This window comes from Aquibacillus halophilus (assembly GCF_009649745.1).
GTDB lineage: Bacteria > Bacillota > Bacilli > Bacillales > Amphibacillaceae > Aquibacillus > Aquibacillus halophilus.
Window position 1 is genome coordinate 49,881 of sequence record NZ_WJNG01000012.1, and the last position, 15,313, is coordinate 65,193.

17 protein-coding genes and 1 riboswitch are annotated in these 15,313 nt (G+C 33.6%); of the genes, 12 read left to right on the forward strand and 5 right to left on the reverse strand.

The genetic code is table 11. The annotated features are described in order from the left end of the window. Nucleotide 1: 1 nt before the first annotated feature. Nucleotides 2-793 (reverse strand): hypothetical protein, encoded by a 792-nt coding sequence (locus GH741_RS14665; RefSeq protein ID WP_153737507.1) that lies wholly within the window; start codon nucleotides 791-793, stop codon nucleotides 2-4. 286 nt (nucleotides 794-1,079) lie between these two features. Between GH741_RS14665 and GH741_RS14670 the strand changes: the two genes are divergently transcribed. Continuing rightward, nucleotides 1,080-1,562: an HIT family protein gene (locus GH741_RS14670; RefSeq protein WP_153737508.1), complete on the forward strand. Its 483-nt coding sequence runs from the start codon at nucleotides 1,080-1,082 to the stop codon at nucleotides 1,560-1,562. Between the two features lie 59 nt (nucleotides 1,563-1,621). Here the strand turns inward: GH741_RS14670 and GH741_RS14675 are convergent, their stop codons facing one another. The 3 genes from GH741_RS14675 to GH741_RS14685 all read right to left on the reverse strand — a co-directional run bounded on the left by GH741_RS14675 (nucleotide 1,622) and on the right by GH741_RS14685 (nucleotide 5,104). After that, entirely contained in the window at nucleotides 1,622-2,536 is a 915-nt protein-coding gene (locus tag GH741_RS14675) for a thermonuclease family protein (RefSeq protein WP_240795514.1), read from the reverse strand. 146 nt (nucleotides 2,537-2,682) lie between these two features. After that, nucleotides 2,683-4,692 carry an LTA synthase family protein gene (locus GH741_RS14680; protein ID WP_153737509.1) on the reverse strand — a complete coding sequence of 670 codons (2,010 nt, stop codon included), beginning with the start codon at nucleotides 4,690-4,692 and terminating at the stop codon, nucleotides 2,683-2,685. Between the two features lie 211 nt (nucleotides 4,693-4,903). Further along, entirely contained in the window at nucleotides 4,904-5,104 is a 201-nt protein-coding gene (locus GH741_RS14685) for a cold-shock protein (RefSeq protein WP_153737510.1), read from the reverse strand. A 683-nt stretch (nucleotides 5,105-5,787) separates the two neighbouring features. Here GH741_RS14685 and GH741_RS14690 point away from each other — a divergent pair. The 4 genes from GH741_RS14690 (at nucleotide 5,788) to GH741_RS14705 (ending at nucleotide 8,830) form a co-directional block, all read left to right on the forward strand. Continuing rightward, nucleotides 5,788-6,855, forward strand: a complete 1,068-nt coding sequence (locus GH741_RS14690) for a C45 family autoproteolytic acyltransferase/hydrolase (protein WP_153737511.1) — start codon at nucleotides 5,788-5,790, stop codon at nucleotides 6,853-6,855. Nucleotides 6,856-6,891: 36 nt separating this feature from the next. Further along, nucleotides 6,892-7,086: a YwbE family protein gene (locus tag GH741_RS14695; RefSeq protein ID WP_153737512.1), complete on the forward strand. Its 195-nt coding sequence runs from the start codon at nucleotides 6,892-6,894 to the stop codon at nucleotides 7,084-7,086. A 169-nt stretch (nucleotides 7,087-7,255) separates the two neighbouring features. Beyond that, nucleotides 7,256-7,687 (forward strand): hypothetical protein, encoded by a 432-nt coding sequence (locus GH741_RS14700; protein ID WP_153737513.1) that lies wholly within the window; start codon nucleotides 7,256-7,258, stop codon nucleotides 7,685-7,687. A gap of 135 nt (nucleotides 7,688-7,822) precedes the next feature. Continuing rightward, nucleotides 7,823-8,830, forward strand: a complete 1,008-nt coding sequence (locus tag GH741_RS14705; protein WP_153737514.1) for a DUF3231 family protein — start codon at nucleotides 7,823-7,825, stop codon at nucleotides 8,828-8,830. A 170-nt stretch (nucleotides 8,831-9,000) separates the two neighbouring features. Here the strand turns inward: GH741_RS14705 and GH741_RS14710 are convergent, their stop codons facing one another. Beyond that, the gene (locus tag GH741_RS14710) at nucleotides 9,001-9,333 is read right to left on the reverse strand and encodes a hypothetical protein (protein ID WP_153737515.1); all 333 of its coding nucleotides are present in this window, start codon (nucleotides 9,331-9,333) and stop codon (nucleotides 9,001-9,003) included. Nucleotides 9,334-9,556: 223 nt separating this feature from the next. Here GH741_RS14710 and rlmN point away from each other — a divergent pair, with 223 nt between their 5' ends. From rlmN to GH741_RS14745, 7 genes are all read left to right on the forward strand, one after another. Beyond that, nucleotides 9,557-10,627: a dual-specificity RNA methyltransferase RlmN gene (gene rlmN / locus GH741_RS14715; protein WP_338079465.1), complete on the forward strand. Its 1,071-nt coding sequence runs from the start codon at nucleotides 9,557-9,559 to the stop codon at nucleotides 10,625-10,627. Nucleotides 10,628-11,033: 406 nt separating this feature from the next. Beyond that, the gene (locus tag GH741_RS14720; protein ID WP_153737516.1) at nucleotides 11,034-11,189 is read left to right on the forward strand and encodes a hypothetical protein; all 156 of its coding nucleotides are present in this window, start codon (nucleotides 11,034-11,036) and stop codon (nucleotides 11,187-11,189) included. Nucleotides 11,190-11,216: 27 nt separating this feature from the next. Next, the gene (locus GH741_RS14725; RefSeq protein ID WP_153737517.1) at nucleotides 11,217-11,633 is read left to right on the forward strand and encodes a hypothetical protein; all 417 of its coding nucleotides are present in this window, start codon (nucleotides 11,217-11,219) and stop codon (nucleotides 11,631-11,633) included. 34 nt (nucleotides 11,634-11,667) lie between these two features. Continuing rightward, nucleotides 11,668-12,081, forward strand: coding sequence for a GNAT family N-acetyltransferase (locus GH741_RS14730; RefSeq protein WP_338079467.1), 414 nt, complete (start codon nucleotides 11,668-11,670; stop codon nucleotides 12,079-12,081). Nucleotides 12,082-12,336: 255 nt separating this feature from the next. Beyond that, a riboswitch (cyclic di-GMP riboswitch) is annotated at nucleotides 12,337-12,421 on the forward strand. A gap of 116 nt (nucleotides 12,422-12,537) precedes the next feature. Beyond that, a complete protein-coding gene (locus tag GH741_RS14735) occupies nucleotides 12,538-13,080 on the forward strand; it encodes a PilZ domain-containing protein (RefSeq protein ID WP_153737518.1) in 543 nt (180 codons plus the stop codon). Between the two features lie 596 nt (nucleotides 13,081-13,676). After that, a complete protein-coding gene (locus GH741_RS14740; protein WP_153737519.1) occupies nucleotides 13,677-14,186 on the forward strand; it encodes a hypothetical protein in 510 nt (169 codons plus the stop codon). 328 nt (nucleotides 14,187-14,514) lie between these two features. Further along, nucleotides 14,515-15,246, forward strand: a complete 732-nt coding sequence (locus GH741_RS14745; protein WP_153737520.1) for a sirohydrochlorin chelatase — start codon at nucleotides 14,515-14,517, stop codon at nucleotides 15,244-15,246. The last annotated feature ends 67 nt before the right edge of the window (nucleotides 15,247-15,313 follow it).

The following is a 15,313-nucleotide window of genomic DNA, read 5'->3' on the forward strand; positions in this document are numbered from 1 at the left end:
ATTAATCACTCACTTTTTTTCCTTTTTGTATTTTAAAATCAATTGATTGGTAGTTTTTAATTAGATAATTTCGTTGTTCTGCTTCGTACAATTTGTTGTTTTCTACTGTATTCATATAGGAATCATAGATAGAGAAACCGTAAAGTGTTGGAAAGAATAAAAGCCATTCTGCGTCTAGAACTGCTGTGGCTCCTTGAATATCACCTAAAAATAGAAGGGAAATAGCTTCAAGAGCGTGAGAGTAGTAAAAAAAGATGACTGCCCAGACAATAACAAAAAATGCGGTGAGAATTCTATGTATATAAAGCTGACCTAGTCCGGGGACAAATGCAGACCATATCACTGCTAACAAAGGATTTCTTTTATCGAGATAATTGATTTCTAGTGCACCTATGCTAAATGAATTAAAACGATGTTTTTCATGTTCTGCTAGAAGGTAAACCTTATTCATATCGACAGTTGTTCGATAACTATCCCAAATCCCGAAAATGTATACTGGAATGTAAACCAACATCCATCTTGTATCTAATACGTTTTTAGCCATCTCGAATTCACCTTGAAACGAATAAACCATTGCTAAATTAATATGAGCATTGAGGTTAACTACTACTTCCCAAATAAATAAGACAAAGCCGCGGAGATATTTTGATAGCAGTAAATGTCCAAACCCAGGAAAAGCAGCACCCCACCAAGCAATTATGAAAGGGTTTCTTAAATGAATTTGAGTTGTACCTAGAACACTGACATGAGCAGTATAGCGCCTTGCTGTGTTGTCATTTGTGTAGTTATTCATCCAATTCCCCTCTAAGTTTTTATTATAACTAGTATTCCTAATGAATTTCTTCTTATTCTATTCTGGAAAACAATTTCCATTTGGGTGTGTAAAATTTAAATGAGATGTAAGACTGAACAGATATGTGCGATATACTTAGTCAAGCATGTAATAAGATTGCACAAATTGGACTAAACAAGCAATTATTTTTATAAAATTATCCAGGGATAATAAGAATCTCAGAATGGATTTTATTGTAGTATTAAAGATATTTAAAAGGTATATTATAATCAGCCTAGGAGGAAACATGAGAAAAATTACATTGTCTAATGGAAAAATTGTGGAAGTAGAATGCTTAAGCTGTGCTATAACAAGTGGATTGGTGAAACCAGATGGTGGGGTTATCGTTGAGACCCAATACTTTCATGCTCATCAAGATGTTGCTTACCCGATAGAAGGTTTGGTGATTCTCGCATCCAAACGACATATAACCTGTTTAGATGAATTAACAGACGAGGAAAAAAACGATTACATTAATATTCTATCAAGAATTAGAAAAGCGCAGAGGGAAGCACTGGGAATAGAATATGTCTATTATTTTTATAATGAGGACACGACTCATCACTTTCATACGTGGTTAGTACCTCGATATGAGTGGATGTACGAGTTTGGACGCTCCGTAGAGTCTGTCAGACCAGTACTACTTCATGCAAGAAATAAAATGAATGATATTTACAATAGAAAAAAAGTCATACAGGCCATAGATACTTTAACAGATGAACTGAATTGATGGTTTCAAAAAATAGAAAAGTATCAAATCGTATTTGATTTGATACTCTTCTTTTAAATTCATTCGCAAGCAATACCGTCGCCATCTCCGTCTAAGTGAGAGCCAAAACCTGGTTCACCTTTATGAATTGGATCAGCATTTGCCTTACGGACTGCACTGCAATTTTTGTATGTGTCATTCACAGAAGTTGTGGACGATTCATTATCTTGGTAGTAAAAGCCATCTTCATGGACATAATTATCTAGGTTCCAAATACCAAGCTCGCCATCTTTGGCTCTATTTTGTGCTTTCATATATGCCTTGTAATGCGTATAGGGTGGATCATAGACATATGCTAGTCTTGCATAGCCACCTTCTAACAACATTTCATTAAAGGTTTGATTACCTATCCAAAGATAGACAAGTAAGCGATCATATTTATCTCGTTTTGGTCCATCGTACTCTAGTTGTACTTGCTTTCCAGTTAATGTCTCCTGTGCGAACGCACTTGCTTCTGGACCAAACTGTTGGACAGGTGTGTTCGGTGCTTTTGTTTCTGGAGTATCTACAAGTAGCAATCTTATTGTTTCTTCCTTGCCATTTAAGTTGATTTTCATCGTATCGCCATCAACTACTCGGGTGACTTTTGCGGAAACAAAATTAGGGTTGCTAGGTGTTTCGGATTCTTGAATACTGCTATTTTCTTTAGCTTTAGATCCAGAATCCTCGTTAGTTGTTGACTCGTCTTCTTGTGTTACATCAGTACTTCCTTTAATTTCGGTACTCGTTTTTTTGTCATCTGAAGGTCCATTAAGCTCTTCAGATGCACATCCAACCAAGCTTATAGAAAAGCCAATTAATGCAACCATCAAGATCTTCTTAGATTCAATAATAGTAAATTTGTGTAATATCAATATGTTAATTGCTAATAAGATAGCAGAAATTAAATACAAAAGATTGTAGTCATAGGATGCATGTGTTACCAGATTAACCATTCATTCATCTCCTTTGGAAGGAATCCATGCTATAAAAGATCATGATATGTGGATAGTTATCTATTGTAGCTTAATAATCATGATCCGTGAAGGTATAGACTTTATAAAATAGAGGAGCGTCCAATTTCTGGACGCTCCTCTAAATGTTAGTTAGATTGTTGAACTTCTCCTAGTACGATATCATAATAATCATGTTCAAGTATCTTTGTAGAATAATAAAATTTGTTTTCAACTATGGTTGAGATCCAGTCAATATATTCCTGATCGACTTCTTGGCCATTATCGGGTATGAATTTTTGATCTTCAGCATTATATTTTCCCTTGTCAGTAACGTAACTTTTGTTTAGGAAAGGAACTATCGGATCCGCATCAGAAAAAATATCTGTTCCCATGAGTAGTCTGGAATCATATTCAAGTCCAAATAAGTTTGACAGTGTAGGTATAATGTCTAAACTCGAACTCGGTTTAGTTATTGTCTTTGGTTCCATGCCTTCTGTATATAGGATAAAATCATTTTCATATAATTCGAAGTTTTGTTCTACTGAATGTCCAGCAAACTCGTCGATTGTTTTGTCATCTAGTCCATAAGGATAATGGTCTCCACTCAAAGCGATTAATGTATTTTCAGCAATACCAGCTTCTTCTAATTGATTGAGCAAATGTTCCAACGCTTTATCTAATTCAATTTGTGTAGAGATATATGCTTTAGCTTGATCAGAGAAGGGAAGGTCCATCACTAGATCTTGATTTTTGCGAGCCATTACATTACCTGAAAATGAATATTGCATATGACCACTTACAGTCATGTAATAAGCGTGAAAAGGTTCGTCATTTATATATTCAGGTACAGTCTTTTCAACCATTTCCAAATCGGATTCTGGCCATGTTTCTCTTATGTTAAGTCCATTACCAAGCCCTTTGTATTCATAGCCCATGTTCGGATGTGAAAGATGCCTACTATAATACGTATAGGAGTGGTTATGATAGGCTAGTGTTTTATAATCTAGTTCTTTAAACTGATTCCCCATTACAAATGGTAAATAGTTATCTGCTGATTCTTCAAAACTCCAAACACCACTTTTAGGAAGTAAACTAGTGAGTGCGACATATTCACCGTCAGTGGTACTAACCTCCCAAGAAGGGGTATAAAAATTAACAAAATTATAGCCGTCGTTTATCAGTTTGTACAAAGTAGGGGTTGCACCTTCGTGAACAGCAAATGGTGAAAAGCTTTCAGCAGTGATTAAGATTAGATTGTAGCCTTTATATTTACCAGTGTAGTCGTTTTTAGCTGTAGGCTCGATACTATTAAAATAGTTATGCATATTTTTAATTTCTTCATTTTCTTCATTGGCAGCAAGCTTTTCAAAGTCAATATCCATTGTATTGAATTCGATTATTTCTTCGTCAATTTCCTGTTCAATCTCATCTTTTGTATTAGCTGTTCGATCAGAAATATCTCTGGTTGGATTTGAAAAATATGCAGGAACAACGATAGAAGGTGCCTCGATTTCTGGCGACCAACCTGTTAAGGATCTCTGTAAGTCCAATCTCATCATTGTAATTAGTCCGATTTTTTCAGCGGATAAGGAGGGATAATTACTGTTGAAATACAGGTCATGGGCAGAATGCTGTTCCTTACCGCTTGCTAAAATTACAATTAAAGAAGAGATGTGCACTAGAATAATTATGGCAACCAGCACAACTCTAGGGAACCAGTTAATTGTTTTGAAGTAGAGTAGTTTATATCCGAATAATAAGAACAAAAGGGTGGGTAAAAGGAACAAAATAACCCAAAAGGCATTCCTTTCTAGTACTGTTACTATGTCTTGCCAAAAATCTAGTACCTGACCTGCATTGCCAGCCGAATATAGACTATAAAATGTTTTGAAAAATTCATGGTAAATATACTGGGATGAATAAAGCAAACTAGCTGTTCCAAGTAGGAAACATGATATTATAAAACTGAATTTCCCGTGGGTTAAGGTAGAGATAATAAAACAAATAATAGCAAAAGAAATTAGGAACAATGCTGAAATAATGAAGCCTAAAGAAAATATTCCACCAGTAACAAGGGACCTAAATAAAATATCCATAAATAATAATGAAAGAATAAAATAGTATAGTAAATATTTTGTGGTACCTATTTTAACCATAATGAACACCCTTTCATTACTAGTTTAATACAATCCCTCGTCTGATGCGATATATTTTTTTATTCTAAACTCGTGATTATATTCTATATAGACGATTTAAATAAAGGAGTTGTTACAATTTCTATTGCTTGTTTTACCTTAGTTGGAATATTGAACAAATAAAAAAGGCGAATTCAATTAAGAATTCGCCTTTGTAGATGTTCAAATTAAATTATGCTTTTTGAACGTTAGCAGCTTGTGGTCCACGGTTACCTTCTTCAACTTCGAAAGAAACTGTTTGGCCTTCTTCAAGTGTTTTAAAGCCTTCGCCTTGGATAGCAGAGAAATGAACGAATACGTCGTCTTGTCCTTCTACTTCGATAAATCCAAAACCTTTGTCTGCGTTAAACCATTTTACTGTACCTTGTGTCATAAATATTTCCTCCTAGTGTGGATCGTCCACACAATGTATTACTATTCTTGCTCTTGCCTCAAAACGAGAACTTTACGTAGCGTTTTACTTGAAGTGTTTGTCGAACAAAATAGCTAATTCTTATTATAGCAAATATATAGCGTTTGTCAACAAGCCAAAAGATTATTTCAAGATTTTTTTTTTATTAACTCCATTTATAAGATGAATTGTGATAAAAATCTAGTGTTGTTTTAGTTGGAAAGCCAGTTTTAAAGCACTTTTGTAACTATGAGCTTGTTGCGTACGTCTATATATTATGAATGGAAAAATTTTCGAAAAAAGGTTACAGTTAACAATTAGCTTTTACAAGTGGAAGAAAGTGAAATATATAGGATATATTCTATTAGTGTTTTTGAGTTCAAGTATTTTTTCTTTTCAGCCTGTAAAACCACGGGGCTTGCCCCGTGGAGTAAGTCAGTATTAATGCGATAAGATTGCTTAAGTATAAAGGGCAAACAAAGAAAGAAAATTATATAAAGGTCAATCGTAAGCATGCAAAAGCTTAACATATTCATTTAACCCTACGATTAGTAAAAACTGTCGGGTTAAATGATTTTTCTTAAACATAAGTCCATCTACTTTATTTTCTATTCTAATTTTCGGTACTCTATAACTAGTCAAATTTCTTAAAAAAGAGGTAAACGATGAAACAAGTACATAGTAATATCATACAATTTCGTGGTTCCCATTATAATTTAGGTGTATATCAAGGTAAAGAATTAATGAATTCCTTAACAGTAAAAAACCGTGAAAAACAATGGAAGGTTAGAAGGCCTCGGTTTACGATTGATGCTAAAGAAGCGGAAGAAGCAATAACTACTTATGCACCAGGTTTATGGGAGGAGTTAATAGGGATAAAAGACACTTTAAGATGGCCAATAGAGCGTGTTTTAAAGGAGTTTGGAGGCTATCGATTAGACTATGTCAGGTCAGGATGTTCGATAGTCACAGGGGATAACTATTTTATTCGTAATTATGATTACCATCCTAAAACTTACGAAGGGCGGTATGTTTTTTATCAACCAACTGATGGCGGGTACGCAACGGTTGGTCCGAGTCAACGGATAACCGGTCGATCTGATGGAATTAATGAAAAAGGCTTGGTAATGGGTTATAATTTTATGCATCGTAAGAAGCCGGGCGATGGTTTCATATGTGGCATGATTGGCAGGATCGTTTTGGAGCATTGTGCGAATGTATCAGAAGCTGTTGAAATGCTAAAAGTAATTCCTCATCGTCATTCATTTAGCTACATCGTTTACGATAAGAGCGAGGAAACCTATGTGGTCGAGGCTTCACCTAGGGGAATTGAAGTTCGTCAATCGAATGTTTGCACGAATCATTTTGAAAAAATGGAGCATGAGAATCGAAACTATTTAGTCGACTCAGAGCGAAGGCTGAATGTAATACAAAAACAACGAGAGAGTTTCGGTGATGCCTATGATGCATTTCGTTTGTTTAATGATCCAGGTAAAGGCGTGTTTTCAACTGAGTACAGAAATTGGGCGGGAACAATCCATACATCAGCTTACTTTCCTAGACATATGAAAACGTGGTTTGCTTTAGGTGGAAACCAACAGCCGACTGCATTCGATTTCACAAAATGGCTCGAAGGAACAGATGTGACTTCGAATCAAATAATCGGTCAGGTTGAAACTGACATACCGTTTGCACACATGGACGAAAATGCAAGTTGGTTTAATGCAAAATAATATTATTAAAATTATCAGTAGTGAAGGAGTGAAGATATGAATGGTAAGAGTCGTAAAGATATTCAAGCAGGTAATACTGTTGATATTGTATTAAAAAACGATCAAAGAAGCGGAAAATTAACTCGTGGAGTTGTAAAAGACCTTTTAACTAACTCACCGACACATCCGCATGGTATCAAGGTACGTTTAGAGGATGGACAGGTTGGAAGAGTAAAAGAAATCATCAATTAATTTCAACATATAAAATGAGCCACTAACTCTTTAAGAGGGTAAGTGGCTCATTTTATTTAATGGGATTATGCCGATACTTTTCTTCTATAGTGATAAATCTACTAAATTTAACATATAAATATTGTATAGATTATCAATTTAATAGAAATTAAGTAGAGGAGGAAATTAATTGAGTGCTGAAGTTGCTATTGTCATATTTATTTTATTTATGATTTTTGCCTTTTTTGTTAGTTATTTCTCAGCTCTTTATATGATTGACGTAATGGGTTTGTTTGAACCAAATGTTTTTGTTGCAACAATGATTAACTTACTTCAAGGTACTTCTGCTATTTTTATATGGTTCTTATATTCGATAAAAATTAGTGAAACTCTGTTTTTTGATGGTCTATTATTTGGTTTAACATTACTAATAGTAAGTGAAATATCTCTAATCGTTTTGTTATTTGCTGATAGAGAAAAAGTAAAGGGATATATGAAGAAATGGAATGGCAAAATACATGCAGTTAAATTATTTATAACCTATATTGGCAAAGTGTCTCTTAAAAAGCTAAGCATTGCTAATTCGAAAGTAAGAAAAGCCTTTAATAAAAGTAAATCCTAAACAACTTCGGCCCACAAGGACCTTAGTTGTTTTTTTGCGGGAAATTTTTTAAGCATTCACATCAAAAAGCATACATAGATGGTAAAAAAATGGAAAAACTATTTCTGTCAATCGATTTGAACGGAGGTTTTATATATGACAATTGATCACTCTACCCAATTATCATCTTCTGAAATCGCGGTGTTATGGGGTGGATATATTGAAAATACAATGTCTAGGTGCGTATTAACCTACTTTGATTCTATAATTGAAGACCAAGATTTTAAACCAGTTATTGAACAAGCATTGACCATATCCAATAGAAATGTTAAGCAAATTAAAGAGATACTTACAACTGAACAAATTCCTGTACCTTATGGATTTAGTGATTCTGATATAAACGTTCAAGCTCCGCGGTTATATTCAGATACGTTTATGGTGCGTTACATTTTATTTATGGGTAGAAGCGGTGAAATAACCAATGCTTTTGCTCATGGTACTTCCGGTCGTGAAGATATTAGAGCATTATTTTTCAGCCATTTGAAGTCTTCAGCCACTTTATATGACCAAGCGGCCAATGTTATGTTGAAAAAGGGTACATTCGTACGTTCTCCCTATATAGTTTACCCTACACAGAATGAATATGTTGAGAAAGAAAATTTTTTAGCGGGGTTTATTGGGGAAAAAAGACCTTTAACAGCAATGGAAATAGCACATATTGCCACCAATGTGGAATCAAATTCAGTTGGAACAACATTGTTAACTGGCTTTGCACAAACGGCACAATCAAATGAGATTAAAAAATATTTGGCAAGAGGATTTGAAATAGGTAAAAAGCAAATGGAAATATTAGATAAAGTGTTAACTGACGATAATACAGCTTCACCTAAAACTTGGGATGGAGTTGTCGAAGCATCAACAAGTTCACCTTTCTCTGATAAGCTAATGATGCAGCATGTAGTAACGATGAACTCTCAATCCCTAGGGAGCTATGGTCAATCTTTAGGTGGAAGCCCACGAAGAGATATTGCTTCCCATTATGCTCGATTTATTGTAGAAGTTGGAAACTACGCTAATGATGGTGCTGAAATAATGATAACAAATGGTTGGATGGAAAAACCACCACATACGGTTGACCGTCAGAAAACAATGAAGCCCAATTAACCTTTCTATTGAACACATAATTTTGTGTAAAACTTTCAAAACTGAGACGGGGAATTAGCAATGAAAATTGGTACGCCCACTCTAAGAGAAGGTGTACCGTTTTAATGGTTTTTGAACTAATTTAATGCGGATCCTCTAATGAAATCTAAGAATAGAGTTAGTTCACCTGTTTAATGACAAATACCTAAATTAAACGCAATTACTTTTAGTTGGCTCCCAACCACCAATAACCATACTACATGGTGGCTGATATGGGTTATGAGATAACCTCTTTGTTTTTTGAACAATTTAAACCTATACTGAAAAAAGAAGAAAAGAACTGTTATGGTAGTAATAATGGATGTGAGACCTAAAATTCCTTTAAATGGAGAGGTCCAAAGATAATCATTGATAGTGGGTATAACTAATACAGTATCGAAATAAATAGTCAAAAAATAAATGCCTAGCGACCAGGAAAGAAGCATAAGTCCAACAATAATAACACTTGATATGTTTTTCGCCATACTTACCTCCAATTTATTAATTCCGAGTAAACTAATAGGTTTTACCTTATTTTATGTTTGATTCTTTTTTTTGTCAATGATATAAAGGGTAAACTTATGGTATAATGGAACGATTTCCACGTTATAATATTTTTCCATCATAAACGGGTTGCTACAATGGCATAATATAGGTAGTATAGATAAGTAGAAATTTTAGGTTTAGAATTGAAATGAGGTTTTAAAAGTGGAGAAAAAATCCATCTATGGAATGACATTCGATCAATTAACAACTTGGCTTACGGAACATGGTCAGAAAAAGTTCCGAGTGTCACAGGTGTGGGACTGGCTATATAAAAAGCGAGTTACTGATTTTTCAGAGATGAAGAATGTAAATAGTGAGTGTATTCAACTATTAGAAGATAATTTTTATATACAATCGTTAACACAGGAAATTAAGCAGGAATCAAAGGATGGAACCATAAAATTTCTTTTCAAGCTACAGGATGGAAATTTAATTGAAACAGTGTTAATGCGGTTTAATTATGGTTTATCTGTTTGTGTTACCACGCAAGTCGGATGTAACATTGGGTGTACATTCTGTGCGAGTGGATTATTAACCAAAAATCGCGACCTATCTGGTGGAGAAATTGTTGAGCAGATTATGAATGTTCAACACCATTTAGATCAAGCTGAGAAAGATGAAAGAGTGAGTCATATTGTCGTGATGGGTATTGGTGAGCCATTTGATAATTACAGTAATATGATGGACTTCTTCCGTGTTGTCAATGATCAGAAAGGGTTATCGATTGGCGCGAGACATATTACTGTCTCTACCAGTGGTTTAGCTCATAAAATTTATGATTTTGCTGATGAGGACATCCAAATTAATTTGGCAGTATCACTACATGCTCCAAATAATGAATTAAGAACAAGAATTATGAAAATAAATAAGGCATTCCCACTAGAAAAATTAATGCCGGCGATAGATTATTATTTAGAAAAAACAAATCGAAGAATTACATTTGAGTATATTTTACTGAGGGATGTAAACGATCATGTCGAAGAAGCAGAAGAGCTTGCCAAATTGCTAAGTAATAAACGACATTTATCCTATGTTAATTTGATACCTTATAATCCCGTCGATGAGCATAATCAGTATCAACGTAGCACGAAACAAGCGATTTTAAAGTTTTATGAAACTTTATTGAATAAGGGTATCAATTGTGGTGTTCGTGTTGAACAAGGATCTGATATTGATGCGGCCTGTGGACAGCTACGGAGCAAGCAAATTAAAAAGGAAAAAACTCATTCATAAGGAAGTAGAAAAAATCATTGCGATTTCTCTCGCAATGATTTTTTTGTTGTTTAATTATTTTACCTGATTCAAAAAACATAAAATTACCTTTTGCTAGCAGCTTATGAATCGCCTCGGTAATGCTAACTTTCCTTGATGAAACAAAAAGGAAAAAACGCTGATAGAGAAACGCCGAGCTATTAATTGAAAAGATAAAGAAAACGGAAGAATTATTATAGTTTCCAACGAGAGAATCTATGCTTTTGAGTTTAAAGTAGAAGCTGATTTTGAATCCATGCACTAAAGAAAATATTAACTAATGGGTTCTGAGAAGAATACTACTTTTTTGTTTGGTCACTCGGACGCTATGATACTATTAGATATAACAGATAATGAGTGGATTTAATAATGAAAAGGAGGAGAAATAATGATCTTTTTAACTATTTTACTTACGGTTATTCAATTTAGCATTTTAATTTATTTATTCTTTAGTGTAAGGAATGTAAAGAAGATGATGGAAACACAACAACTTGAAACTAATAAACTATTGGTTGCTATCAGGAAAATAGAAGATAAGCTGTAAATATAGACATCCTATTTGGAGGTAATTATGAAGCTAATCGTTTACATCTCTCTATGTTTATTCATTGGAATACTAGGAGCTTTAGTGTTGACCAATAACTTCCCATCACATTTAAACAGTTTTGATAATCCGACTGCTGGTGATATTTTAGATGGTAATCCCGATGCAGATATACTAAAGCTGGACGGATTAATCTATCTAAATTCTACTAGTTCAGAATGGTTGGAAACTAATACATATACTAGGGGAGAAAAGATTGGTCAAATTAAAAAGCGAACAACAAATACTTGGTTTTATAGAAATCTCTTTGCAACTAAACTGCCAAAAGGTACAAATGTCTATACATCAAATGGGGACCAATATAGTTCTGGGGATGCTCCCTTCATAGTAATTGTAGATCTAAATAATCAAGAGTTAATTTATCATTCATTAATAGAAGGCTAAATAGATTTAAGTTTAGTAGGTTGCTGAATTCAACATGACAATGCTGAAAGAGGTGGTTAACGTAGTCTATCATTTGTTAATTGAGAAAATGGTTAGAGCAGATTGGAATCGAGTTCAGGAAATATATTCTGAAGGTATTAAAACTGGTAACGCAACATTTGAAACAGAAGTACCTACATGGAAAAAATGGGATAGTAGCCATTCATTGGAATGTAGAATCAGTGCTCGTGCCAACCAAGAAATTGTTGGTTGGGCTACATTAAGTCCTGTCTCAAGCAGAAGTGTGTACGATGGTGTTGCTGAAGTCAGTGTATATATCGATCAAGCTTACAACGGCCAAGGGGTTGGTAGCAAGTTATTAAATAAATTGGTAGAAATAAGTGAACAAAATGGTGTTTGGACATTACAATCAGGAATTTTCCCCGAAAACATTGCAAGTATTAGATAGATTACATGAAAAGTTCGGATTTCGGCAAGTTGGTTATCGTGAGCGGATTGCTAAAAGAAATGAGATTTGGCGAGATGTATTATTGTTCGAAAGAAGAAGTAGCGTGGTGGGAATAAACTGAAAAGCGAATTTTAAATTTTAGGTAGTATTAACTATAAAAAATAGTTATAAAGTATTAAATTTGTTATTTTTTTTATAAAAATCTATTGGAATTTTGCATTAATTTGGTATAATATAACTAGATAAGTGAATAGTTTACCGAAAAGGCAAACTTATCGAAAGATAAGGACGCAAAGCCACGGACCTAAAGTTTTTATACTATGGTAGCCGGGCCACCGAAGAAAACAGGGCGAACCTATTTTCTTTAGGTTCGCCTTTTGGTATGCATTAAGTAGTGAAGTGTTTTTTTAAACTGTTAAATAGGATTATTAAAACGAACTGAAAGAGGTGAGAACTATGTTTTATATTGTCCTTTTCCAAGCAATCATCATGATTGTATTAACTGTTGTTTTTTTTCGAAAAAAACTTATTGCCCAACAACAATTAACTAGTTCCTCATCAGATTCTTCATTGAAAAATCAAGAAAAAAAGGACGAAAAATTACCTAATTTCTTTGGGAAGAACCGAAGAGAGCATTTTCGAGTCCCCTTAAGCGATCAAACTTGTTTAGTAGAATTTATTGATTTCGAGAATGAAAAGCTAAATAATTTAAAAAACAAAAAATTCAATGCAAGCATAGAGAATATCAGTCTAGGTGGGATGAAAGTAGATTGCACGTACAATTTCCCGGTTAGACAAAAAATATCCATTTTAATAAGATTTAGTTTAAAGGATGAGGATTTCTCTTTAAAAGGGGAAATATTAAGAAAAGAAGAGCATAATCATCTTGACTCTATTTCCTATGGTATTCGCTTTAAAGGGATTTCGGAAATCAACCAGGATAAATTATGCGCGATTTTAAATCAAGTAATATTTGAAAAAAACAAAAAAGTCAGTTGATTTTCTGAAAAAGTAAAAACTTCACGAAAACATGGTTTAATAATGAACCATGTTTTTTTGTATAAATTTGTTATTAAGGACGAAGCTAATAGTTAATAATTTTTATATTGTGAGTTGACGATAATGAGGTTAGTTCTATTTATTAATATCATGGTTGTTTCATTAATTTCGTTTTTTGTATTAAAGAAGAGGCTTAGCATGCTAGAAAATATTTTCCTGTTAATCGTTTTAGAATTCATTTTTACATCATATTGTGCCATTCTAGTGGTTAATTTTGAATTATGGGAAGTGAATAGTCGGATTGATCTATTCATTACATATAAAATATTTGAAATGATTATCCTACCATTATTTTTCATTTCGTATTTTAACCTGATAACTTTGTTTAATTTGTGGTGGAAAAAAATAGTATTCACAGTATTCTCCCTAGGTTTCATTTACAGTTTAGAGTTACTTTTGGTTCAGTGGAATGTAATCACCTACGAAGGTTGGTACTTTTGGCAATCGATTATCTCTTTATCGATAATCTTACTAGTAGTACATTTAATACATTTAAATTTCAGCAAGTTACTGAATAAAGAAGGGGTGATACATCGATGATCTTACCTGAACAGTTTGATCAAAATGAACTCTTTGTGTTAACCTCACTTCTTATTTTTTATTCGTTACTGTTCTGGCTCCCAAATCGGTTCCCTTTAAGTCTGATTATCTTAATGATGATATCATCGGCCACTGTTGCGAGACTAACTGATCATTTGTTGTCAGGATCGAAGATGAATTTGTACAGTATCATGGATTTAGATAAGTATGAACTTTTCGATTTTTTCACCTACCTTTTATATGCTCCATTTGGTTACTTTTTGGTTTATGGGTATGATAAATTCAAGCTTCAAGGAATATCTGTTCTTTTATATATATTAGTTTGGGCACTAGGAGCAACTGCGTTTGGAGAAATTAGCCTATTATTTGGTGTCTTCAAATATAAAGAATGGGAAGCATCATACTCATTTACATATTACTTTATTATGATTTCTCTAATGCTATTAGTTTATAGGTTTTTTAAGCGGAGTTATAAGCTACATAAAGTAGAAATTTATAATAGGTAGTGAGTGTATAAATACAAAAAAGCACTAAGAACCCTAACATAGGGTTTCTAGTGCTTTTGTTAAAATTTGTTTTAAATATTATTACATTTGATTAGGGTTATTAATCTGGTTCATTTGTGGATTCACTGTGTTTGGCATTTCATGAAATATTAAAAGCTAGTGGTTGATAATATCCATCTTGGTTTGGTTGATCCAAGCCCACATTTCATAAGCCATTTCTAGACAAAGGTTGGTTAAAGTCGAATTTTAGGACAATTAAACCAAAAAATGGCTAGTTCGTAATCTTCATTATAATATAGTAGTAAGTTCATCTTTTAGGAGGGGTATTTTGGAGGCTATTGTTTATGTGGGTCATGGAAGCAAAAATGTAAAACGAAATAAACAATTTATCTCGTTTATTAATTATTCAAAGCAAGCAATTGATTACTCGGTCCAAGAGATTGGCTGGCTTGAGTTTTCCGAGCCGAAGATTAAAGGAGCAATAGAAAAATGTATTAAAAAGGGAGCAACTGCTATAATTGTTGTCCCAGTCTTTCTTTTATCTGGCGTTCATGTAAAAAAGGACATTCCTAGTCAGATAATCGCAGCGCAAAAGCAGTATCCATTTTTAACTATTAAGGTTGCGAATCCATTAGGTGTCGACTCGATAATGGTAGAGTTGTTAAGGGGAAAATTTTTGGAAAAGAATTTGGCCACATCCAATCGAAAAGCTATTGTATTAGTTTCACATGGGAGCCGTAATAGACGAGCACTTAAGGAATTTGAATCGCTAATAGATCTTTTTCGGGAACAAGCAAATGATCAACAGGATGTGTACAGTGCATACTTAAAAACAAATGAACCTTCATTAAATGAACAACTGCTCCATTTAATTGGTACACACAAAGAAGTTTACGTTATACCACACTTTTTATTTGAAGGATTAGTAAGTAAAATTGAAGAGATAATTAATGATGTTCTAAGTGAATTTGTTGATAAGAAAATCATTTTATGTGAACCGGTTGGTTTTGATGATAATTTAAAGGAGTTAATCGCCAAAAGAATAAACGAAGCTAAGTAACGTGCTGTAATTTATCCTGTGCCTTATACAATGCCATTTTGGTATTAAGGATTAATAATTCTTTATT

What these genes read in the sequence shown, in the direction of transcription:
- GH741_RS14665 (WP_153737507.1), bottom strand. Translation starts at nt 793, where the DNA reads ATGAATAACTACACAAATGACAACACAGCAAGGCGCTATACTGCTCAT.
- GH741_RS14670 (WP_153737508.1), top strand. Translation starts at nt 1,080, where the DNA reads ATGAGAAAAATTACATTGTCTAATGGAAAAATTGTGGAAGTAGAATGC.
- GH741_RS14675 (WP_240795514.1), bottom strand. Translation starts at nt 2,536, where the DNA reads ATGGTTAATCTGGTAACACATGCATCCTATGACTACAATCTTTTGTAT.
- GH741_RS14680 (WP_153737509.1), bottom strand. Translation starts at nt 4,692, where the DNA reads ATGGTTAAAATAGGTACCACAAAATATTTACTATACTATTTTATTCTT.
- GH741_RS14685 (WP_153737510.1), bottom strand. Translation starts at nt 5,104, where the DNA reads ATGACACAAGGTACAGTAAAATGGTTTAACGCAGACAAAGGTTTTGGA.
- GH741_RS14690 (WP_153737511.1), top strand. Translation starts at nt 5,788, where the DNA reads ATGAAACAAGTACATAGTAATATCATACAATTTCGTGGTTCCCATTAT.
- GH741_RS14695 (WP_153737512.1), top strand. Translation starts at nt 6,892, where the DNA reads ATGAATGGTAAGAGTCGTAAAGATATTCAAGCAGGTAATACTGTTGAT.
- GH741_RS14705 (WP_153737514.1), top strand. Translation starts at nt 7,823, where the DNA reads ATGACAATTGATCACTCTACCCAATTATCATCTTCTGAAATCGCGGTG.
- GH741_RS14710 (WP_153737515.1), bottom strand. Translation starts at nt 9,333, where the DNA reads ATGGCGAAAAACATATCAAGTGTTATTATTGTTGGACTTATGCTTCTT.
- GH741_RS14720 (WP_153737516.1), top strand. Translation starts at nt 11,034, where the DNA reads ATGATCTTTTTAACTATTTTACTTACGGTTATTCAATTTAGCATTTTA.
- GH741_RS14725 (WP_153737517.1), top strand. Translation starts at nt 11,217, where the DNA reads ATGAAGCTAATCGTTTACATCTCTCTATGTTTATTCATTGGAATACTA.
- GH741_RS14730 (WP_338079467.1), top strand. Translation starts at nt 11,668, where the DNA reads ATGACAATGCTGAAAGAGGTGGTTAACGTAGTCTATCATTTGTTAATT.
- GH741_RS14735 (WP_153737518.1), top strand. Translation starts at nt 12,538, where the DNA reads ATGTTTTATATTGTCCTTTTCCAAGCAATCATCATGATTGTATTAACT.
- GH741_RS14740 (WP_153737519.1), top strand. Translation starts at nt 13,677, where the DNA reads ATGATCTTACCTGAACAGTTTGATCAAAATGAACTCTTTGTGTTAACC.